Below are 21,773 nucleotides of genomic sequence, written 5' to 3'. Positions count from 1 at the left end.
TTTAATGATTTCACACACACTTATGTTGTCCCTAAAAATATGCTAAATCCTTTATTTTAAAAGAATATTCTATTCCTCTTACATAAAATCGCAAAACAAAAGACCTTATATTTCTATAAGGTCTTCGAAACAGAAATTTGATTATAGCATAAGGAACTCCTTGGTTCAAAAAGCCCCTTCCAAAAATAACCGAGAGTAAAGGCTTCCATTTGCTACGTAACAGTAATTAAAAAAATTATATTTTGCAGAAAAAACCCCTATACTAAATATTATTTATGAAAGAAATTCGGCTTCAAAATTTCATTCGGATACGGTTTATGATAAATATGGGTTGTAGCAGGTGATAATGGAGGAATTAACCATACCCAGTTGCCAGTTACAACCCGTCCACAAGCAACTTCCTGCCTCTCAAACTGCTGAAATTGCTGGGCTGCTGTATGGTGATCTACAATGCTAACTCCTTGCTTTTTGAAAGAATGTAAAACAGCTATATTCAACTCAATTAACGCTTTGTCTTTCCATAACGTACTATTTCTGGAAGTATCTAAATTCATCATCTCTGCAACCACTGGAAGCAAATTATAACGGTCATAATCCGCTAAATTACGAGCACCAATTTCAGTCCCCATATACCACCCATTAAATGGGGCTGCCGTATAAGAAATACCGCCAATCTCTAAACGCATATCTGAAATCATTGGTACCCCATACCATTTTACTTCTAGTGATGAAATTGGGTATTCTGGATGTTCAATTGGTACCTCTTTCACTTCTTTTTTAGGAATTTCTTTATATACAGGCTCTTTTCCATCAATAGAAAATACAAGTGGTAATACGTCAAAGTTTGTGCCTTCTCCTTGCCACCCAAGACTTTGGCATAAATCAGTAAATGCGACAGAGTGTGAGTCACCGATTACTCCCATTTCCGTTTTGTATCCTGCATATCGAATTAATTGATGATTATAAAGTCGTATATTATTCTCTTCACCTTGATATTGCTTAAAAATCGTAATTGTCGGTTTAACTTTCCCATCATTCGTCGCATATTTAATATGATGAATTAATGCATTATATACACCTTCTTCATCATTTACTTCACGCGCATCTAATATGTGCATCTTACTCCAAAACAATCTCCCAATGCATCTATTACTATTACGCCATGCCATCCGTGATCCATGAACAAGCTCTTCAAATGTATGCTCATACGTGCCCGTCTTTTCTATCTCTATTGAAATTTCTTCCATACGCTCTTTTATTAATTGCTCTTTATTAAGTTCCTTATAGCAAATAGTAATAAAGTCACTTGCTTCCTCTATTAATTGTTTCGTTTTACTCATAAACAATCTCCTTCTATCTCAACAAGACACTACTACTTTACAGTATAAGCAAAAAAGATAAGAGTCACAAACGAAAGTGGAAGTGTTACTTTTATCGTAATATTTGTCAGAAGATTTTTAGAATTATTGTTGACTTTCGAAAAAACAAGTGTATTTTTGACTTAAGGAAATTATTTTTACCTAAACCAACTTTTTGAGTAGAAAGTCGGTAATTGCATGTTTTTTCAATTACCCAATCTTTCATAAGGCTATGGTGAACTAGATCCATATATTGATGATACCTGCCATTCATCATGCGTGTAAGGTAAATTTGGTAATGTAAAACTAGTATTGTTGAAATCCTCCTAAATCCCCCTGATTGCCACCGGGGGATTTATAATTACTTCAATCTGTTTATGTAATGCTGTAAAACGTTTTTTATTTCTGCATTTAATTCTCGGAATGAAAATCCTAATTCACGAGCCTTTCCATTATGTAACGTACAATTAGTCACTTCATTATAAGGTGCTATATTATCTCCTACTTCTTGAATAAGTGCTTTTATTCCCGTGTTTTCTTCTATGAAATGAATAACTTCTCCAGTAGAAACTACCCCGTTGCTACAAGCATTAATTGGTCCTTCTATGTTTTCCATTCCGCACCATGCTAAAAACTCTCCAGCTTCTTTTTCATGTATGAACGACAATTTCCCTTCTAAACGATCCACGACAATAGGTTCTTGTTTCACAACATTTTCAACGTAAAACTGTAATCTCTTCGTATAATCATTTTCTCCAATAACAACGGGAAATCGTACCGCAACGACAGGAAATGTTGCTCGTTGAAACAACACTGCTTCCGCCAATCTCTTCCCCTCACCATAAGTGAAGTCCCCTCTATCTCCATACGTAATTGAATATTTATACGGATTAAAGTCTTCTTCTTGCAAGTTTAATGTAGGCTCATAAACCGCCATTGAGGATGTCGTAACATATTTTTTCACCTTACCACGTAATACTTTACATATAACTTCCGCAGCATTCGAGCTATAGCATAAATTATCGTATACAACATCATAGCATTTACCTTCCAACCTCTCTTCCAGTAACTTTTCGTCTTCTCTATCTACTACAATTCTTTTTACCGTATCCCCAAAAGAATCCTCCGTAAATCCTCGTGTTGCAATTGTTATATCGTGCCCCTCTTGTAAAAGCGCTTCTACTAACTGCTTACCAAAAAACCTTGTTCCCCCTAGAACCAACACTTTTTTCACTTTCATCATCCCCTATTTTGTAAAATACTACCTTAATTATAAACCTACATATAAACAAAAAGCATGGAATCATTATCAAGATTCCATGCTTTCTTACATACGATACTTTAACGTACTCGATATTTAAAAATACAATAGCAGAAATATAAAATAGAAATTACTGATACATAAACCCATAGTTCATATACGAATCCCTCTCCCCATACTCCCATAAAATAAAAGAGTGAAGGCAACGTCAATGTTACCCATGATTGTACAAAGGCAATTCTGCCAAGATATTGATTGATATTCTTTTTTTGTGCATTTAACACAAAGAATAAATACCAAAGTAATGCCCACATAAACCATGTTAACGCATTAACAACATCGTGGAATTGAACAAATGAAACGACCATATAGAATAGGGCAATAATTGCTACCCAAATACAGAACCAGCCTAGTCCACTACTATCCATTCCTTTAATAAAAGTAATGCCTACATATAAATAAGTTAAACCAAATAAAAAGGTAGCTGCATATGAATATACCGTCCAATTACTTTGATCAGAAATCATAATTAAATAAAACGGTATAATAATTTGTAATGCCCCTACAAATAAATTAAAGACACCTGCGCTTTTCATCTCTACTTTGCCCAATATAACAAGACTATTTAAAAATAAAGCTGCACCTGAAAGTAATAATCCTACGTAACCCATATATATTCGTGTGAAAGTCTTTCTCTTTCACACCCTTAACCTCCCCACAATATAAAGTGATCCTTTATTATTTTTCTTCTTATTTAAAACTACATACATAATTTTCAATCTAAATAAGTCAGACTTCCTACCTTAAAAAAGCCCGATTTTAAAACGCTTTCAATAATAAATAACCCTATCTAAACATTAAATAGGATTCCTTGATTATAAACGTACTCTGACCATGATACAAGTATTGGAATTCTTTTCAATATTACGTTTTTTATTTCTATAAAAAATTAATAGGATAATGCATTGTTCCTATCTCACTCTACTAATTTCTAACATAGAATATTATAGAATGTGCTGGTCAGTAATACATTCATCTTTATAAGATAATCGTATTACTGACCTAAACTGTCATAGTCAATCTTGATAGTTTCTCATTCCTAATAATTGCTATTTATCATAAATATCATTCGGATTAATTGTGGGAATAAATCCATTTATAGAACTATATTTTTTAGATACGTTATTTGGAGTAACGGTAAACGTTACAATTTTATTACTTTGTTGTTTAAAATAGCGCATCCAATTTTGACTCCATTCATCTTTCGCAATAACTTGTTTATTGAAGTCTTCCCATCATTTTTATAATATGGATGTTTAGTTCACAATCTGGAAACGTAACACTTGAATACTCTATTTTGCAGCTGACTATAATTGGTGCTTATGCAAACGGTATGGTTCTTGTTATTACGTTACTACTCTTATATTTTGAAGATCGTAAAGGGGCATTTCGAACATCGGCTCTGTTCTTTTTTGCAAACCTGTTGTTAAGTCTTCTTCTACTACCATTTGGATTCGATGGTTACGGTATTAGTTTTGCACTCGGATCTTCTATTACATTCTTATATGCTATTTCTAGACTCTTTACTTATATTAAAGATATTGACTACTATACATTTTGTCAGTCAAACACTTCTATGAAACAGCGAACTTTCTTTACTAAACTGGGCAATAAACTTAATGGAAAATAAACAGATAAAAAAATGACCTCTTGCTTATGCAAAGGTCATTTTTTTATCTGTTTATTAAACTTCTAGATAGCCACTTTTGTTATTTGATTGCCATCTCCAAGAGTCTGCACACATCTCTTCTAACCCGCGTAGTGCTTCCCATCCTAACTCACGCTTCGCTTTTGATGCATCTGCAAAACATACTGCAACGTCACCAGGACGACGTTCCGTAATTTTATAAGGAACTTCCTTGCCTGAAACTTTTTCAAATGCTTCAACCATTTCTAATACACTATAACCAGTACCTGTACCGAGATTGTATGCATCTATCCCAGTAGTGCCAAGTACCTTTTCAAGCGCCTTCACATGGCCATTTGCTAAGTCTACAACATGAATATAATCACGGACACCCGTGCCATCTTTTGTTGGGTAGTCATTTCCAAATACACTTAATTCCTTTAACTTCCCTACCGCTACTTGTGTTACATATGGCATTAAGTTATTTGGAATTCCATTTGGATCTTCTCCAATACGCCCACTTTCATGCGCGCCAAATGGGTTGAAGTAACGAAGTAATGCAATGCTCCATCCTGCATCCGCAAATGCTATATCACGCATAATTTGCTCAATCATTAATTTTGTTTGACCATATGGATTTGTTGCACTTAATGGAAACTCCTCCGTAATTGGTGATGTTTCTGGGATACCATACACTGTTGCAGACGAACTGAAGATCATCTTCTTCACATCATGCTTCTGCATCACTTCACATAGCACTAATGTGCTTGTAATGTTGTTATGGTAATACGTTAACGGAATTGCTACTGATTCTCCTACGGCCTTAAAGCCTGCAAAGTGAATAACAGCTTCAATTGTATTTTCTTCAAAAATCGTATCCAGTGCTTCGCGATTTAAAATATCTTCTTTATAAAACTTAAACTGTTTTCCTGTTATCTCTTTCACTCGATTTATAGACTCTACTGAGCTATTCGAAAGATTATCTACTACTATAATTTCGTAACCGTTATTTAGTAATTCTACGCATGTATGACTACCAATATATCCTGCTCCACCTGTTACAAGTATTGCCATAATTATAGTCCTCCATATTTCATTCATTATAAACTTCTCAAAGTATATCACATATTTCTTATCCTATGTTTATTATGCGAACACAGAAACTTACATTTTATCCCATACTTATTTTATATAATACATGATTCCAATCAGATATTAAAAAAACGCCACATAACAGACATCGCGTGGCGTTTTTTGATCAAATTACGTAACAATATACACTTAGAAAATGCGCAAGACTACCTAACAATACAAAAACATGAAAAATTTCATGGTGTCCCATATATTTAAACTCCAACCATTTTGGCTTCGCACCATAAATAAACCCACCGATCGTATAAAAAATACCTCCAAGTACTAGGAAAAGAACACCTCCTGTACTTAAATTCTCAGCTAGCGGTGCAAAGAATAGAACAATTAACCAACCCATCAGAAGATAAATTGCTGTCGATAACCATCTTGGACAATTAAACCAAAACATTTTAAAAACAATACCACAAATCGCAGTTGCATAAACTAAACAAAATAATAGCAAACCATTTGCCGAATTTAATGTAATTAAGCAAAAGGGTGCATATGTACCTGCAATTAATATAAAAATCATAGAATGATCTAGCTTCCTAAAGAAATAAATAACCCGTTCACTCGCTACAACACTATGATACACAGCTGATGCCATATAAAGGACCATCATCCCGATACCAAATAAAATAACAGCTGTAATTGCAGCAAAAGATGGCATCTTAACAGAAACCTTCACAATCATAGCTAATAATGCAATAAATGATAATACAGCTCCTCCTAAGTGAGTAAATGCATTAACCGGTTCTCTTACATAAGCATTCATATAAACACCCCTCATATAATTACATGTAGTTTTAATAACTACTTGTAATTATATATATATTATTCATACGGGTCAACATTTACATTTCATTTGTTTCGTAATACCATATTTAAAGATATACTAAACATTAAGTTCCACTAAGTTATAAAAGTGAGGGGTTCTACGTGGAAAATATAAATAAATTACTTGAATCATTACATTTAGAAAAAAATATTAAACTTGAGGATATCCCAAATGTCGACTTATATGTAGATCAAGTCGTTCAACTATTTGAGAATACTTATGCGGATACAACGAGAACTGATGATGAAAAAGTATTAACAAAAACAATGATTAACAATTACGCAAAAGGGAAACTATTCATCCCTATCAAAAATAAAAAGTATTCAAAAGAACATATGATTTTAATCAGCTTAATTTATCAATTAAAAGGAGCACTTTCCATTAATGATATAAAAAGCTCCTTAGAAAATATAAATGCACCGTTAATAAACGATGATACATTCGAATTAAATACTCTATATAAAGATTATCTTTCTCTTACTGAAACCAATGTGGAAAGCTTTAAGCAAGACGTAAATAAGCGTGTTACGGAAGTAAATGAGGTTTCTTCCTTAGAAGATCCAACACTAGAAAAGTTTTTATTACTAACATCCTTCGTGACTATGAGTAATATGTATAGACGTTTAGCAGAAAAATTAGTTGATGATCTCAAAGAATCTTGAACAAAAAACTATCCACCTGTTTGAAGTGGATAGTTTTTTTGTTTATTTAATTGCTTCATGAACCTTTAATTGTTTCCCTTTAATCGTTGTGTTTTTCATGATTTTTAAAACAAGTGGTCCTTTTCCATTTAATATTTCAACGTAAGAAACATTGTCTTGTATTGTAATAATGCCTATATCTTCTGCTGTAACACCTTTAATTTTAGCAATTGTACCGACGAAATCTACCGCCCTGATTTTCTTTTTCTTCCCGCCATTAAAGTACAATTTCATAATTCCTTTGTTTAGGTCCGCATTTTTATCTTTCTTTATAATTGGTTTAGCATGTATCTTTTCCTCAAATACTGCTTTCCCTTTCATAACTTCTTCCTTTGAAGGTGCAAGTGCCTTTGGAATTTCAAAGCCGATGTACTCCTCAATTTCTTCTAAAAATCTATTTTCATACGGTGTTATGAATGTAATAGCTTTTCCTTTATTACCAGCTCGTCCCGTTCTTCCCGTACGATGTACATAACTTTCTTTTTCTAATGGAATATCATAGTTAATAACATGTGTAATATTATCAATATCAATTCCTCTAGCTGCTACGTCTGTCGCTACTAAATAACGGAACTTTCCTTTTCTAAAATCGTCCATAACTTCAAAACGATCTTCTTGTACCATACCACCATGTATTTTGTCACAAGGATAGTTAACGCGATCTAACTGTTTAAATACGTGATCTACATTTTCTTGTGTACGGCAAAAAATAATACAACTATCTGGATTCTCAATCGTTGTTACATCTTTAAGAAGTGAAAGCTTTTCCTCTTCTCTCATCTCAAAAAGTGTATGTTCAATTTTATCTGTTGTAATCCCAGCAGCCTTAATTTCAATATGCGTTGGCGAATCCATATACTTACGAGATAATTTTTCAACATCTTCTGGAAGTGTTGCTGAAAATAACATTGTCATTCGTTTTGTAGGTAACTCGTCAATAATTGCCTCTACTTGATCGATAAAGCCCATATTCAGCATTTCGTCTGCTTCATCAATAACTAAATACTTCAAACACGCTAAAGAAAGAGTACCTTTTTCAATATGATCTAACACACGGCCAGGAGTCCCAACTACAATATGTGTTTTTTGCTTTAACTCTAATTTTTGACGTGCAAATGGAGATTTTCCATAAACTGCAGCGGCCTTAATTCTTTTGAAGCGGCCTATATTCGTAATATCTTCTTTTACTTGTACCGCAAGCTCTCTCGTCGGTGTTAAAACTAAAGCTTGTGGCTTATTCTCTTCCCACTCCACCATTTCACAAAGCGGTATACCGAATGAAGCAGTTTTTCCACTTCCAGTCTGTGATTTTACAACAAGGTCCTTCTTCTGTAATGCAACAGGAATAACTTCTCCTTGCACTTCCGTTGGATGTTCATAGCCTAAACCAGTAAGTGCTCTTACAATTTCTTTACTTAATGCATAATCGGTAAAGCTTCTTTTACTCATGTAATAACCTCATTTTATTCTGTATTTAATAATTATATTTTTTATTCCCCTACATTTAATTATACTAAGATGATATATCAAACTAATATTTTAAATTCGCTAAAATATCAGCTTAACCTAAGTATAACTCTTTTTATATTGTTTTTTTAAAACAACATAATAAAGGACAGCCTTAATAATAAGCCTGTCCACCTACATAATGGGAAATATCTTCTTTTCAGATATTTCTTTACGGAACTAACCTTTTTACAATCGGTATTCTTTGCAATACTAAAGTAATTACCATACTAAGGACAAGTGTAATAATTACATTTATAGGTATTGCCAATATTGCATGTACATGTGCATTCACCTTTGGAATGATTATGTATAGATAATTATTTAATAAGAAAAAGTGAAGAATATAAATCCCAAGACTTGCTTGGTTTATGCCACGTAATAAAAATGGCAATTGTCTTTCTGAATTTTGGAAAGCATATCTGAAAAAGACAAATAACCCAATTGCCATAAGTACAACGCCTGGCGCAAAATATTCATACCAATATTGATCCAGCTGTCCATTCGCTTTCAATGTATAATGGTACGTAATAAAGAATGTACCAATACATCCTACAACTCCCCCAATATAAGAAATATTACGCCATTTTTTCGCAATATCATAATTTGATAAGTAATAACCAAGTAGAAAATATCCTACATAATTTGTAACGTAAAATAATTCAATATTAAAGTTGATAGGATAATAATAATTTACTAGTTTTATTATAACAGATGCATATATCCATAAAATTAAAAAATATTCTATCTCTCTCTTCTTAGCATTTTTCACAAATACTTTCAGTAAAGGTGTGATTAAATATATTCCTACAATCATGTATAAGAACCATAGATGTAACCCGATACTATTTGTTAAAAAGTACTTTATCCCTTGCTTTAAAGAAGCCGGAAAATATCCTACACAAGCCCCATAGATGTAAAATATAGCACTCCAACCTATAAAAGGTATAATCACTTTACTTGCACGTTTCTTCAAAAATTCGCCAATAGAAATATCTTTTGTTCCCTTTAATAATAGGGCTCCACTAATCATTACAAAAATTGGTACACTAGCACGCGAAAGTGAGTCATAAAAATTACCAGCCAGCCAACGCGACACGTTATTTGAATCTAACGTAGAAACATAACCAGCAGCAACGTGAATTGTAACGACCGCAATTGTCGCTAATACACGTAGCCAATCCATATACACTAATCGTCCCATAAAATCTCCCCTAAATTAATATATTTATCTATTATTCTCTCTACATAATTCTACATTAATCGATTACACATTAAAATACATTATAACCATATAAATCCAAGAATATTAAATAAACTTTATTTTTTTAAATTAAACATTAAAACCTTTGACTTATTACTAAAAATACTGTAAATTATCATTTGGACGAACATTTTTAAGTAAACTATATAAAATATTCGTATTTTAGGGGTGTAAATGATGGAAAACGTATTTGATTATGAAGACATTCAATTAATTCCTGCAAAATGTATTGTAAATAGCCGATCTGAATGTGATACAACTGTCACTTTAGGAAAACATAAATTTAAATTACCTGTCGTACCTGCAAATATGCAAACGATTATTGATGAAAGAATCGCAACTTATTTAGCTGAAAATAATTACTTCTATATCATGCATCGTTTCCAACCAGAGAAGCGAATCTCATTTATTAGAGATATGCAATCACGTGGATTAATTGCTTCAATCAGCGTTGGTGTTAAAGAAGACGAATACGAATTCGTACAACAATTAGCTGCTGAGAAACTTTCACCTGAATACATTACAATCGATATCGCACATGGTCACTCTAATGCTGTGATCAACATGATTCAACATATTAAAAAACATTTACCAGAAAGCTTCGTTATCGCTGGAAACGTTGGAACTCCAGAAGCGGTAAGAGAATTAGAAAACGCTGGTGCTGATGCAACAAAAGTTGGTATTGGACCTGGTAAAGTTTGTATTACTAAAATTAAAACAGGCTTTGGAACTGGTGGTTGGCAGTTAGCTGCACTTCGCTGGTGTGCAAAAGCTGCAAGTAAGCCAATTATCGCTGACGGTGGTATTCGTACGCATGGTGATGTAGCTAAATCAATTCGATTTGGAGCAACTATGGTTATGGTCGGTTCTCTATTCGCTGGTCATGAAGAGTCTCCAGGGGAAACAATCGAAAAAGATGGCAAACTTTATAAAGAGTACTTCGGTTCAGCCTCTGAATTCCAAAAAGGCGAGAAGAAAAACGTTGAAGGTAAGAAAATGTTCGTTGAGCATAAAGGTTCTTTAGAAGACACTTTAATCGAAATGGAACAAGATCTTCAATCTTCTATCTCTTACGCTGGTGGAACAAAGTTAGACTCAATTCGTACTGTAGATTATGTAGTCGTGAAAAACTCTATTTTCAACGGTGATAAAGTATATTAATTTTTAAATCTAATTAGAAGGACAAGCATTTTATGCTTGTCCTTCTTTTTCATGTATAAAAATGTAAAATATTTTTATTTTACTGAATTTTCTAGTATCATGTTTTTAGATACTTATAATAAGGGGGATATAACAAATGAAAAACGTAATTGAGCAACGCCTTATTCGCGCAGAAGTCTCTACTGAATTGACATGGGATCTTTCAGATTTATACGAATCTGACAAAGAGTGGGGAAATGCATTACGTGTATTAACAGACGACATAAAAAAACTTGATGCATTTAAAGGACAATTACACACTGGCCCCGCTACCTTATTAAATTGCCTACTTTTAGAAGAAGAGCTTTTAATGAAATTAACAAAACTCGGCACATATGCAAATTTAAAAGAATCCGCTGATCGTACAGATCCAGTTATTCAAGCGAACTCTTCCAAAATTTCCGCTTTAGGGACGAAAGTACATACCGCACTATCCTTTATTCATAATGAAATCCTCTCCTTTGAAGAAGGAACAATTGAAAAATATTTAAATGAGGAAACAAAACTTGAGCCTTTCCGTAAATCGTTACTAGAAATACTACAAAAAAGGCAGCACACGCTCTCTCCTGAAACAGAAGAAGCTCTTGCTGCACTCGGCGAAGTTCATAGTTCTCCCTACAAAATTTACGGCATGACTAAATTAGCCGATATGGATTTCCCTTCTATACAAGATGAACAAGGAAATGATTTACCTGTATCGTTTGCATTATTTGAAAGTAAATATGAATTTTCTCCAAGCGCATATATACGCAGAAAAGCATATTCATCATTTGTTTCCACATTGAAACGATATAAAAATACAGTTGCAACAACGTATGCTACTGAAGTAAAAAAACAAGTGACACTTTCTCGTTTACGTAAGTACGAGTCTGTTACCCATATGCTTTTAGAACCTCAAAAAGTTCCACTTGAAATGTATAACAATCAACTAGATATTATTTATAACGAATTAGCGCCTCATATGCGCCGTTTTGCAGATTTAAAAAAGAAAGTATTAGGTCTCGATCAAATGCTCTTCTGCGATTTACACGCACCGTTAGATCCTGAATTTAATCCAACCATCACATACGATGAAGCTGGTAAATTAATTCAAGAATCTTTAAAAGTATTAGGACCTGAATATAATACGATTATCGAAACAGGCTTTAAGGAAAGATGGGTAGACCTTGCAGATAATATCGGAAAATCAACAGGTGCTTTCTGCTCTAGCCCATATGGTTCCCATCCTTACATTTTAATTACATGGCAAAATACGATGCGTGGATGCTTCACATTAGCTCATGAATTTGGACATGCTGGTCATTTTTATTTAGCCAATAAAAATCAGCGCATTATGAATGTACGTCCATCTATGTACTTTGTTGAAGCACCATCAACGATGAATGAATTACTATTAGCCCAGCATTTACTAGCAACTACTGACGATAAGAGAATGCGCAGATGGGTTATTCTGCAACTACTCGGCACATATTACCACAACTTCGTTACCCATCTACTTGAGGGAGAATATCAAAGACGAGTATATACCCTAGCGGAAGAAGGGCAAGCACTCACAGCTACAACTTTAACTGAAATAAAAACAAAGGTCCTTTCGACATTCTGGGGAGATTCCGTAGAAATTGATGAAGGCGCTGGCTTAACATGGATGCGTCAACCTCACTATTATATGGGCCTATATTCTTACACATATTCTGCGGGCTTAACTGCATCTACTACTGTAGCTCAAATGATTAAAGAAGAGGGACAACCTGCTGTTGATCGCTGGCTTGATGTACTTCGCGCAGGAGGTACAATGAAACCACTTGAATTAATGAAACACGCTGGAGTAGACATGTCACAACCAGATGCAATCCGTAAAGCTGTTTCTTACGTCGGTTCCTTAATTGATGAATTAGAGCGTTCTTATCAAGAATAAAAATAAGCCCTCGCTTTATGAGGGCTTATTCTATATTACTTTCCAAATCTTTTGCGGTATCCGCACTTTCTACATAGTTCTTCTACTGCAACTCTTTTTGAAAATCCATCTACAATATTTTTCGCTCTATCGCCTTCAATAATATTAGAGAATGAATCATTATTAATATTTCCAAGGTTAATAATTCCCTCACCATCTAAACAACAAGGAATAACCGTTCCATTCGCTAAAATACCTGCTTGATTTCGAAGACCATGACAGAATCCTTTTCCATCATCCTCTTCTTCATGCAATGCCGGCCACTGGAATTCATAATCTTGATTAATAAATACACGTTCCGCAATTTTTATACCTTTTCCTGGTGTAAGCTTCTCTTCAATTTTATAAGAAAGATCAAATTCATTTTCTATAATAGATAATAAATCTCTATTCCGCTGAATTTCAAGATTCGTTTTATTGTCCTGAGTTAAATTCCATAATCTTAGCGAAACAATTAAATCCGATTGACTTGTCGCTTCTCTAATGAAGGAAAGTATACTCCTTACATAGCCCTCTTTATCTTGCGAGCCTGGATGTCCATCAAAACTGTGCAGTGAAAAATTCATTTGTCTTAACGCAGGCTTATTTAACAGTCTATGCCTTCTCTTATTAATTAACGTTCCATTCGTTGTAATATTAACTTTAAACCCTTTTTCATGGCTTAAATCTAATAGTTGATCTATTTTTGGATGGAGCAACGGCTCACCCTTCACGTGCAAATAAATGTAGTCTGTGTGAGGTTTAATTTGGTCTAATCTTTTAGCAAAATCCTCTACAGAAATGAATTGCTTCTGCCTTTCCGTCGGCGGACAAAAGCTGCACGCAAGATTACATACACTTGTAATCTCCAAGTAAAACTTCTTAAACTTCTTCACCTTTAATTCCTCACTTCTCTGACTACCTATACTTTTTTCCTCTTCATATTACAGCATATTTTTTTAGAAATAGAAACATACTTATTTTAGGAAACCTACATACCATCTATTAATGTTTAAAAGACCATCGGTGATTTTTGTCCAATGGCCTTTTTTACTCTTTATATACAAATGAAAAATTTATTTATGATACGGTTCACCGCGATTAATACGAAACGCTCTATACACTTGCTCAAGCAATACTAGACGCATTAATTGATGTGGTAATGTCATCTTTGAGAAAGACAGAGATTCGTTTGAACGCTTCATTACTTCTGAGCTAAGTCCAAGTGATCCACCAATTACAAACGTTACTTTACTCTTTCCATATGTAGCAAGACGATCTAGACTTGCTGCAAATTCTTCTGATGATTTTTGTTTTCCTTCTATTGCTAACGCAATGACGTGCGTATCATCAGAAATTTTATCCAGTATACGTATACCTTCTTTTTCTTTTACAATTAACATTTCTGCTTCACTTAAATTTTCTGGTGCCTTTTCATCTGGCAATTCAATTACTTCTACTTTTGCGTAAGAAGATAATCGTTTTAAGTATTCTGCTATACCTTGTTTTAAGTATTTTTCTTTTAATTTTCCGATTGAAATAATCGAGATATTCACATCTATTCCCCACCTTACAAACATGTTATCCACAGCACTTATCCACATATCCACAAATGTTACCCACATATTGTGTGAGAATCTGTGTTCGATACAACATATGTCGCCTCATTTTGACAAAATTCACATGTTTTTTTCTCTTCTTCAGAGTTATCCACATTGTTAATAACCGGTGCAACTTCACACTCATCCACAATGATATCTAATGCTAATTCAACATGTTCTAAACAACAAGGTAAATTCATATTCTTCACCTCACTTTTCTACAATAGAAAACAGGAGGTAGGCCCTCCTGTTTTTAATACTTTTGAATGCCTAATTTCACCGTTGTTGTCGCTCGTTTTGTACCACGATAAAACGTAAGAGTCATTTTATCATTAATTTTTTTATTATATAAGGCCGTGCGGAACTCAATAATATCGTGCACCGCTTTTCCATCTACCGCGACAATAACATCATGTTCTCTTAGACCAGCTTCCGTACCTGGCGAAGGACTTTTCACATCTAAAACACAGACTCCTTCTGTTACGTTACCTGGTAAGTTTAATGTTTTTGACCAATAGTAACTTGGAATCTCATTTAATGATCTTAGTTCAATCCCAACGTAAGGCCTTCTTACTTTACCGTACTTTTCAAGCTCATTCATAATAGGAACAGCTCTTGTAACTGGAATAGCTAGTCCAATTCCCTCTACTTCTTTTGCTGCAATTTTCATTGAGTTAATACCTATTAATTGTCCAGATACATTTACAAGCGCTCCACCACTATTACCTGGATTAATTGCCGCATCTGTTTGCAATACTTCTACTTGCCAGTCGTAATGTCCATCTTGATCTAAATCCACAGGAACAATGCGCTCATTAGCCGAAATAATACCTTGTGTGACAGTTCCAGAAAATTGTAGCCCCAGTGGATTTCCAATTGCAATAACTGGTTCTCCTCTACGAACGGTATTAGAATCACCAATTTCAATCACTTTCTTCACATGCTTCGCATCTATTTCTAGTACTGCTAAGTCCGTGACTACATCGGTTCCCAATACTTTACCTGGAACTTTCTTACCGTCACTTAAGCTAACTTCAATACGATTCGCCCCAGCGACAACGTGGTTATTTGTTACAATATACGCATGCCCATCTGTTCTCTTATAAATCACACCAGAGCCTGTACCAGCTTCCGAATCAGCCTCTGAAAAATCATCTCGTTGAATATTAATAACACCCACAACAGCCTCCGAAGCACGATCAACAGCGTCCACAAAGCTTACTTGTTTAACAGACTCATTTCCGCTTTGAGCTTCAGCCATATTTTTTTCACTCGCTTCAACTTGCGGAAGCTTACCTTCATGATTTGAAAATAAAGGCGCTCCAAATGCAAATAATGAAGCCCCTACAATTGTTCCCGCTATACTAGAAATAACAATACCTTTATGTTTCTTTTTCCCTGCACGTTTAATACGATATTTTTCTTCATCAATAAAGGACATATTTGTTCACCTATCTTCCTGAAAACAACTATATTCACCTTTATTGTTTACTAAAATGAAGAATTATACATATTGAATTTTCGTAGGAATTTTTGGATCTGTATCATGTATTTTAAAGGATTCTCCAACCCCAAAACCTTTTTCTTCTAATACTTGTGATACAGACATACGAGCTAATTCTTTCATGTTATTATCCAAGCTTAAATGCGCTAAATAAATGTGTTTTGTCTCATCTGTAATAACATCCGCCATCGCTAATGCAGCATCCTCATTACAAACGTGACCTACATCACTTAATATGCGTCGTTTAATGCTCCATGGATAACGTCCCATACGAAGCATTTCCACATCATGATTGCTTTCAAACACGAAAGCGTTCGCTCCCTTAATAACACCTTTCATACGGTCACTTACGTAGCCCGTATCTGTAATAAGAGCTAACTTTCTATTATTGTTATGAAAAGCATAAAACATCGGTTCTGCCGCATCATGAGAAACACCAAATGATTCAACTTCAATATCTCCAAATGTTTTCACGTCTCCTACTGAGAAAATGAATTTTTGATCAGTTGGGATATTACCTATTAAATGTTCCATTGCATTCCATGTTTTCTCGTTCGCATAAACAGGTAAATCATATTTACGCGCCAATACACCTAATCCTTTAATGTGGTCACTATGCTCATGTGTTACAAGAATACCTGATATGTCATTTATATTCAGTTCAGCTTGCTTAAATAAGGCCTCTGTAGCTTTACCACTTAAACCTGCATCGACGAGCAATTTTTTTTCATCTGTTCCTACATATAGCATATTCCCTGTACTTCCACTTGCAAGTACACTAAAGTGCATACTCATTCTTTCTCACTCCATTATGTTCTTCCGGCACTTGAGTTTCCCCTAATTCCATAACTTGTCCTTCAATCGCATTCACAAAATAGTCCTTTTTCTGCTCTGTCTTTAAGTTCCACGTTGGAGCAAGCACTTGTATATTAGAAGAAGATTCAGCTAGAGTCGCATATCCAATCTGCGCCTCTTTCACGTGCGTATTTTCTGCAATTTTATTTTTTACATATATATTTTCTAAAGCTGTTTGAGCAGTGATAATTTCTTGTTCTTTCGTTTTTTCACTTTCGCCCATTTCCTTCAAATCCGTTAACATTGTTTGTGTATACGAAACAAGCTCATTTTTTTCATTCAAATCTACAACAATCATTGCATGATTGTTGTAGAAAATCGGCTTATCCTTATACTTTTGAAAGAAATAAATTTTTGAATCTTTCATTGCCCCAAACTCGTATTTCTGCCCATCAAGCACGTAGTTTTTTAAGAAATCATTATACTTGTCCTTTGATAACGATTTTGCATTTAAAAATGGTTCTTTCAACTTACTTTCTATCTTATATTCTTCTTGCAGATGCACTGTTTGATTTTTTAAAGACTGCACATCTTCTTCCTTAAAGCTTTTATTTTTCGCCATAATAAACGACTCTTTTTTCGGCTCTTTAGGAAAACTCCCCATAGTAATTTTAGACTCTTTTAATTGTTGATCAATTTTTGTTTCTGTCACAAGTTCCAATTGATTACTATCTTGCTTTTGAATGAACTGAAAGATAAGAAAGAGATCTAAAACAAAAAAGGTCACAATAAATATGGTTTTAATTCGATCCCAATCCATTTAGTCCCCCCTCACTCCATTCAAATATTTTTTGCTTACCATTTTCTTCACATTTTACATACCATATTGGCTTTAAAATAATGTTTTTTCCTTCGTTAATGGAATCTTCCAATGATAACTTATAACCAATTCCAACATCCTGAATTGAATTTTTATCAATTTGCGGATTATTCTCTAATGATGTCATCACTGTACGACCCGATGCGAGAGAAGTTGTTAGTTGTTTACTAGGTAATTTGAAACTTGGATCAAAAAAGGGTCTTTCATACTGCATGATTTCACCTGAACCCCATGCTTGCTTTAATTCCGCCATTCCATCGCTATTAAATACAGGCAACCCATCCTCATAAAAACGGAAGGACGTTTTCCCCTTATTAATATAATCAAAACGATAGAGTTTTAACGCACCACTATGCCCACTTACAAAGTCAAAACTTTTTTGTAAAAGTGCTGCATTATCCATAGATTCATCACTATGTACAGCGGAGTTTTTATATTTCAACATTGCATTTGACTGATCAATTTCCATAGAACGTATACCATCTGTAAATGTTTTCTTTGATTTCTCAGAAATAGGGCTTAAATAACGTGGATCACTAAATAATGCATTTTTAAATGTATCCTCATCTAACCTAGATCCAAAATACTCTACCTCACTTAATTCCGTAATTCCATCTGGTAAGTAAAGTTTTTTTCTATCACTTATTTGATATTCAAAATACGGTCTCGCTACTGTTATAAGTTGATTTTGAGCATTTATAACATCCTTTACGTAAACACCACTCAATTTTGCTTCATATATTTTACGATAAGGATAAGTATCATAGGAAACAAAACTAATTTTAATTTCTTGGTCCTTACTTCGAGAAGGGTCAATTATAATACGATTGAAACTCCTATTACCTTCTATGTTTTTATCTTTAAAATTAAACATACTTTTAATCGTACCCAGTGGAATGTTTGTAGGAAAAACAAATTCAATTTTTTCTTCTCCATGTACATACGAAAGAAAATCACCTTTAGGAACTGTCCCTGTTATTTCCTTTAAATCATGTAACTCTCCATTTTCAAGAATTCTATAAATTAAATCCACATTACTCTTGTTTTCACTCACATAATGATTTTTCTCTTTATGAACGATTACAGAGGACGGGCGAACAACCTCCGAAAGTTTTATTGGATTTATCTCTTCATTACCTTGAACAAATTTTGCATTTTGTATCGAGGTAGAATCAGGAACATATGTCCATAAGTTAAAAGTAAGAAATAGGCTAATAACAACTAAATTAATTAAAACTATCGTTTTAAAGTTTTCCATACTCATTCCCAATCGTCCTCTTCATCAGTTGCCATTGGCAGTGTGAAATAAATAGTTGTTCCTTTTCCTTCCTCACTTTTCGCCCAAATTGAGCCGCCGTGTGCCTCAATCATTTCTTTCGCAATGGCTAATCCAAGACCTGTACCACCCATTTGTCTTGAGCGAGCTTTATCTACACGGTAAAAACGTTCAAATATTTTATCTACATTTTCCTTCGGGATACCCATTCCTTGATCACTCACACTAATTTCTAATAACTCACCACGGTCACGCAGGCGATATGTTACTGTGCCACCTTCTGGCGAATATTTTAATGCATTGGAAATAATGTTATATAAAACTTGTGTAATTTTGTCTGTATCCATATCAATAAATCGAGATTTTTTAGAGAAAGATCGTTTGAAGCTTACATTTTGCTCTTTAGACATTTCAAAGCGATCGATAACGTTATTAAAGAAATCAGTAAAGTCGACCCATTCCTTCATTAAGCGATGTTCTGTACTATCTAGTTTAGATAGTTGTAACAACGCATTTACAAGTCTAATCATTCTTTCTGTTTCTTCTTGTGTAACCGTTAAAAATTGCGGTGCGATATTCGGATCTTGCCATGCACCATCCGTAAGTGCTTCTAAGTAACTGCGCATTGTTGTTAACGGTGTTCTTAGCTCATGAGATACGTTCGCAACAAACTCTCGACGCTCTCGCTCTATACGCTCCTGCTCCGTTACATCATATAATACAGCAATTAAACCATTTGCCTTCCCTGTTTCTTTTTGAATGACAGAGAAACTAGCACGTAAAATATATGGTTCATTCCTCGTACTAAAATCCAATAAAACTGAATCAGGTTCTTCATATAAATGATCCAGCGTAAATTCTTCTTGTATCCCTAACACTTCTAAGACAGATTGATCTAATGCCGTTTCACGCGAAACATTTAACATTTTTTCCGCAGGATCATTTAATAAAATGATGTCACCTTTTCGATCAGTAGCAATTACTCCATCTGTCATATGTGATAAAACAGATGATAGTTTGCGCCTTTCACTCTCTGTTGAAGAGCGGGCTTGTTGTAATTTTTTTGATAAATTATTGAAAGATAATGCTAGTTGTCCAATTTCATCATGGCTATGCACTTTTACTTTTCTCGAATAATTTCCTTTTGCCATTTCAATTGCTTGTCTCCGCATATCTGAAATTGGTCTTGTAATTGTTTGAGCCAACAAAATCCCAAGTACAGCTGTTACTAGTAAAGCAATTACTGTCCCCGTCGCGAAAATTTGGTTTATATCTTTCATTTGTTTATACACATCTTCCATAGATGCAACAATACGAATGACGCCAAGTACCTCTCCTTCTTGCTCTTTTAGAATAGGAGTAATCATCACTTGAACCCGATGACCTGTTTTCACGTCTTTCTCAACCTTTGACTCTGGTTTTTTTTGTACCATTACCCGCTGTACAGCTGTGTCTGCTGACGTTCGTCCTACTTTATTTTGCTTAGACGCGTCTGAAATTGCCATTAATTTTTTAGTAGAATCAATTACGCTTATTTCTTGAATATCTCTCTTACGATCCGATGCAAGTTTTTGAATCGAATCATTAATAGCTTTATCTACTGAGTCTGTTTTAGGACGTTCTTTTACAAACTCTTGCTTCAAGTTATAAGAAAGTAAATTTGTTTGCTGCGTTAAGGAATCTTGAAAACCTTTTACAAGGCTTTTTTCTAATTCCCTAACGAAATATACACCAATTACTTGCATTGCTATTAATATTAACAGCATATATATGAGCACAAATTTTAAATGAATAGATTGAAAAAAACCAACTTTCTTCATATACTATTCCTGTTCTGGGTCACGCAAGTAATACCCTACCCCGCGTCTAGTTACAATTAAAGTAGGATGACTTGGATTATCTTCAATTTTTTCGCGCAAACGACGTACTGTTACATCTACCGTACGTACATCTCCAAAATAATCATAACCCCAAACTGTTTGTAATAAATGTTCACGAGTCATAACTTGACCTAAATGCTTCGCTAAATAATGTAGTAATTCAAATTCACGATGTGTAAGCTCAATGCTTTCTTCACGCTTCGTTACACTATAAGCGTTCGAATTGATAACGATTGGTCCAATAACCATTTCAGTATTTTCTTCTTTCTCTGCAGCACCACCCTGCTGATGGCGACGTAAATTCGCTTTCACACGAGCAAGCAACTCCCTCGTACTAAATGGCTTCGTTACATAATCATCCGCCCCAAGCTCAAGCCCTAATACTTTATCAATTTCAGAGTCTTTTGCTGTAAGCATAATAATTGGCATTTCTGAGCTTTTACGTATTTCACGACATACCTCTAAACCGTCTTTTCCCGGTAACATAATATCTAATAAAACCATATCTGGCTGTTCTTCATTTGCTTTTTCAATCGCCTCATCACCATCATGCGCCATTACAATTTCAAAACCTTCTTTTTCTAGGTTGAACTTCAAAATATCTGCAATCGGTTTTTCATCATCAACTACTAAAATTTTCTTTCCCATCATCGTCTATTTCCTCCTTATAAAAATATGGTCAATAATCCCTAAACACATTGACGTTTATATAGTATGTCCCTATATGACCGCACCCTTTGTTTAAGTATTTTCTCCTCTATTCTCATAGACTCATGTATGATCCACTTTTTCACGGAATCCTATACGATCTATAGAAAAACCCCTAGCTTCAAATGCTAGAGGCTCCCCATTCTATTTTAAAATAACTACTCAATTTTGTAAAATTACATAAATAAAAAGGATATTAAGTGGGCCCACTTAATATCCTGAGAGTGGCTCGGGACGGAATCGAACCGCC

General features: G+C 34.3%; 19 protein-coding genes and 2 pseudogenes. 4 read left to right on the top strand and 17 right to left on the bottom strand.

What is annotated here, in order from left to right; genetic code table 11:
• Nucleotides 1–269: 269 nt before the first annotated feature.
• The 4 genes and pseudogenes from BAQ49_RS01895 to BAQ49_RS01875 all read right to left on the bottom strand — a co-directional run.
• Complete coding sequence (locus BAQ49_RS01895) at nt 270–1,340, bottom strand: nitric oxide synthase oxygenase (RefSeq protein ID WP_071743981.1); 1,071 nt, start codon at nt 1,338–1,340, stop codon at nt 270–272.
• Nucleotides 1,341–1,719: 379 nt separating this feature from the next.
• A complete protein-coding gene (locus BAQ49_RS01885) occupies nt 1,720–2,598 on the bottom strand; it encodes an NAD-dependent epimerase/dehydratase family protein (RefSeq protein ID WP_071743980.1) in 879 nt (292 codons plus the stop codon).
• 101 nt (nt 2,599–2,699) lie between these two features.
• Complete coding sequence (locus BAQ49_RS01880) at nt 2,700–3,290, bottom strand: AmiS/UreI family transporter (RefSeq protein WP_071743979.1); 591 nt, start codon at nt 3,288–3,290, stop codon at nt 2,700–2,702.
• Nucleotides 3,291–3,728: 438 nt separating this feature from the next.
• Nucleotides 3,729–3,914: pseudogene (locus BAQ49_RS01875) on the bottom strand (endo alpha-1,4 polygalactosaminidase); the annotation flags it as partial.
• Between BAQ49_RS01875 and pelG the strand changes: the two are divergent.
• Nucleotides 3,905–4,309 (top strand): annotated as a pseudogene (gene pelG, locus BAQ49_RS01870) (exopolysaccharide Pel transporter PelG); the annotation flags it as partial. The pseudogenes BAQ49_RS01875 and pelG sit on opposite strands and share 10 nt — an antisense overlap.
• Nucleotides 4,310–4,363: 54 nt before the next feature.
• Here the strand turns inward: pelG and galE are convergent.
• Together galE and trhA are read right to left on the bottom strand one after the other, a co-directional pair.
• Entirely contained in the window at nt 4,364–5,380 is a 1,017-nt protein-coding gene (galE, locus tag BAQ49_RS01865) for a UDP-glucose 4-epimerase GalE (protein ID WP_071743977.1), read from the bottom strand.
• A 184-nt stretch (nt 5,381–5,564) separates the two neighbouring features.
• Nucleotides 5,565–6,212, bottom strand: coding sequence for a PAQR family membrane homeostasis protein TrhA (gene trhA, locus BAQ49_RS01860; protein ID WP_071743976.1), 648 nt, complete (start codon nt 6,210–6,212; stop codon nt 5,565–5,567).
• A gap of 164 nt (nt 6,213–6,376) precedes the next feature.
• Between trhA and BAQ49_RS01855 the strand changes: the two genes are divergently transcribed.
• Complete coding sequence (locus BAQ49_RS01855) at nt 6,377–6,937, top strand: DUF1836 domain-containing protein (RefSeq protein WP_071743975.1); 561 nt, start codon at nt 6,377–6,379, stop codon at nt 6,935–6,937.
• Between the two features lie 42 nt (nt 6,938–6,979).
• Here the strand turns inward: BAQ49_RS01855 and BAQ49_RS01850 are convergent, their stop codons facing one another.
• Together BAQ49_RS01850 and BAQ49_RS01845 are read right to left on the bottom strand one after the other, a co-directional pair.
• A complete protein-coding gene (locus tag BAQ49_RS01850) occupies nt 6,980–8,425 on the bottom strand; it encodes a DEAD/DEAH box helicase (RefSeq protein WP_071743974.1) in 1,446 nt (481 codons plus the stop codon).
• A 229-nt stretch (nt 8,426–8,654) separates the two neighbouring features.
• On the bottom strand, nt 8,655–9,686 hold the full coding sequence (locus BAQ49_RS01845; RefSeq protein ID WP_071743973.1) for an acyltransferase: 1,032 nt from the start codon (nt 9,684–9,686) through the stop codon (nt 8,655–8,657).
• Between the two features lie 237 nt (nt 9,687–9,923).
• Between BAQ49_RS01845 and guaC the strand changes: the two genes are divergently transcribed.
• The gene (gene guaC / locus BAQ49_RS01840; protein WP_033708487.1) at nt 9,924–10,907 is read left to right on the top strand and encodes a GMP reductase; all 984 of its coding nucleotides are present in this window, start codon (nt 9,924–9,926) and stop codon (nt 10,905–10,907) included.
• Nucleotides 10,908–11,043: 136 nt separating this feature from the next.
• Complete coding sequence (pepF, locus tag BAQ49_RS01835) at nt 11,044–12,861, top strand: oligoendopeptidase F (RefSeq protein ID WP_071743972.1); 1,818 nt, start codon at nt 11,044–11,046, stop codon at nt 12,859–12,861.
• A gap of 35 nt (nt 12,862–12,896) precedes the next feature.
• Here pepF and BAQ49_RS01830 read toward each other — a convergent pair whose 3' ends face one another.
• The 9 genes from BAQ49_RS01830 to walR all read right to left on the bottom strand — a co-directional run bounded on the left by BAQ49_RS01830 (nt 12,897) and on the right by walR (nt 21,466).
• Nucleotides 12,897–13,775, bottom strand: a complete 879-nt coding sequence (locus BAQ49_RS01830) for a radical SAM/SPASM domain-containing protein (protein ID WP_070145736.1) — start codon at nt 13,773–13,775, stop codon at nt 12,897–12,899.
• Between the two features lie 180 nt (nt 13,776–13,955).
• Nucleotides 13,956–14,435: a 23S rRNA (pseudouridine(1915)-N(3))-methyltransferase RlmH gene (gene rlmH / locus BAQ49_RS01825; RefSeq protein ID WP_071743971.1), complete on the bottom strand. Its 480-nt coding sequence runs from the start codon at nt 14,433–14,435 to the stop codon at nt 13,956–13,958.
• 59 nt (nt 14,436–14,494) lie between these two features.
• On the bottom strand, nt 14,495–14,680 hold the full coding sequence (locus BAQ49_RS01820; RefSeq protein WP_001052825.1) for a CxxH/CxxC protein: 186 nt from the start codon (nt 14,678–14,680) through the stop codon (nt 14,495–14,497).
• Nucleotides 14,681–14,733: 53 nt separating this feature from the next.
• On the bottom strand, nt 14,734–15,921 hold the full coding sequence (locus tag BAQ49_RS01815; protein WP_071743970.1) for a S1C family serine protease: 1,188 nt from the start codon (nt 15,919–15,921) through the stop codon (nt 14,734–14,736).
• Nucleotides 15,922–15,984: 63 nt separating this feature from the next.
• A complete protein-coding gene (locus BAQ49_RS01810) occupies nt 15,985–16,779 on the bottom strand; it encodes an exodeoxyribonuclease YycJ (RefSeq protein WP_071743969.1) in 795 nt (264 codons plus the stop codon).
• Nucleotides 16,763–17,599, bottom strand: a complete 837-nt coding sequence (locus tag BAQ49_RS01805; RefSeq protein ID WP_000383744.1) for a two-component system regulatory protein YycI — start codon at nt 17,597–17,599, stop codon at nt 16,763–16,765. Before BAQ49_RS01805 ends, BAQ49_RS01810 begins: the two co-directional genes overlap by 17 nt.
• Nucleotides 17,580–18,923, bottom strand: coding sequence for a YycH family regulatory protein (locus tag BAQ49_RS01800; RefSeq protein WP_071743968.1), 1,344 nt, complete (start codon nt 18,921–18,923; stop codon nt 17,580–17,582). The genes BAQ49_RS01805 and BAQ49_RS01800 overlap by 20 nt, the downstream gene beginning before the upstream one ends.
• Nucleotides 18,920–20,755 carry a cell wall metabolism sensor histidine kinase WalK gene (gene walK, locus BAQ49_RS01795; RefSeq protein WP_071743967.1) on the bottom strand — a complete coding sequence of 612 codons (1,836 nt, stop codon included), beginning with the start codon at nt 20,753–20,755 and terminating at the stop codon, nt 18,920–18,922. Before walK ends, BAQ49_RS01800 begins: the two co-directional genes overlap by 4 nt.
• A 3-nt stretch (nt 20,756–20,758) precedes the next feature.
• The gene (gene walR / locus BAQ49_RS01790; RefSeq protein ID WP_000971867.1) at nt 20,759–21,466 is read right to left on the bottom strand and encodes a cell wall metabolism DNA-binding response regulator WalR; all 708 of its coding nucleotides are present in this window, start codon (nt 21,464–21,466) and stop codon (nt 20,759–20,761) included.
• Between the last annotated feature and the right edge of the window lie 307 nt (nt 21,467–21,773).

The organism is Bacillus proteolyticus (assembly GCF_001884065.1).
In the GTDB taxonomy this organism is placed as follows: Bacteria; Bacillota; Bacilli; order Bacillales; family Bacillaceae_G; genus Bacillus_A; species Bacillus_A proteolyticus.
This window is presented reverse-complemented; position numbering and strand designations above follow the sequence as displayed.

What these genes read in the sequence shown, in the direction of transcription:
- BAQ49_RS01895 (WP_071743981.1), bottom strand. Translation starts at nt 1,340, where the DNA reads ATGAGTAAAACGAAACAATTAATAGAGGAAGCAAGTGACTTTATTACT.
- BAQ49_RS01885 (WP_071743980.1), bottom strand. Translation starts at nt 2,598, where the DNA reads ATGAAAGTGAAAAAAGTGTTGGTTCTAGGGGGAACAAGGTTTTTTGGT.
- BAQ49_RS01880 (WP_071743979.1), bottom strand. Translation starts at nt 3,290, where the DNA reads ATGGGTTACGTAGGATTATTACTTTCAGGTGCAGCTTTATTTTTAAAT.
- galE (WP_071743977.1), bottom strand. Translation starts at nt 5,380, where the DNA reads ATGGCAATACTTGTAACAGGTGGAGCAGGATATATTGGTAGTCATACA.
- trhA (WP_071743976.1), bottom strand. Translation starts at nt 6,212, where the DNA reads ATGAATGCTTATGTAAGAGAACCGGTTAATGCATTTACTCACTTAGGA.
- BAQ49_RS01850 (WP_071743974.1), bottom strand. Translation starts at nt 8,425, where the DNA reads ATGAGTAAAAGAAGCTTTACCGATTATGCATTAAGTAAAGAAATTGTA.
- BAQ49_RS01845 (WP_071743973.1), bottom strand. Translation starts at nt 9,686, where the DNA reads ATGGGACGATTAGTGTATATGGATTGGCTACGTGTATTAGCGACAATT.
- guaC (WP_033708487.1), top strand. Translation starts at nt 9,924, where the DNA reads ATGGAAAACGTATTTGATTATGAAGACATTCAATTAATTCCTGCAAAA.
- pepF (WP_071743972.1), top strand. Translation starts at nt 11,044, where the DNA reads ATGAAAAACGTAATTGAGCAACGCCTTATTCGCGCAGAAGTCTCTACT.
- BAQ49_RS01820 (WP_001052825.1), bottom strand. Translation starts at nt 14,680, where the DNA reads ATGAATTTACCTTGTTGTTTAGAACATGTTGAATTAGCATTAGATATC.
- BAQ49_RS01815 (WP_071743970.1), bottom strand. Translation starts at nt 15,921, where the DNA reads ATGTCCTTTATTGATGAAGAAAAATATCGTATTAAACGTGCAGGGAAA.
- BAQ49_RS01810 (WP_071743969.1), bottom strand. Translation starts at nt 16,779, where the DNA reads ATGAGTATGCACTTTAGTGTACTTGCAAGTGGAAGTACAGGGAATATG.
- BAQ49_RS01805 (WP_000383744.1), bottom strand. Translation starts at nt 17,599, where the DNA reads ATGGATTGGGATCGAATTAAAACCATATTTATTGTGACCTTTTTTGTT.
- BAQ49_RS01800 (WP_071743968.1), bottom strand. Translation starts at nt 18,923, where the DNA reads ATGAGTATGGAAAACTTTAAAACGATAGTTTTAATTAATTTAGTTGTT.
- walK (WP_071743967.1), bottom strand. Translation starts at nt 20,755, where the DNA reads ATGAAGAAAGTTGGTTTTTTTCAATCTATTCATTTAAAATTTGTGCTC.
- walR (WP_000971867.1), bottom strand. Translation starts at nt 21,466, where the DNA reads ATGATGGGAAAGAAAATTTTAGTAGTTGATGATGAAAAACCGATTGCA.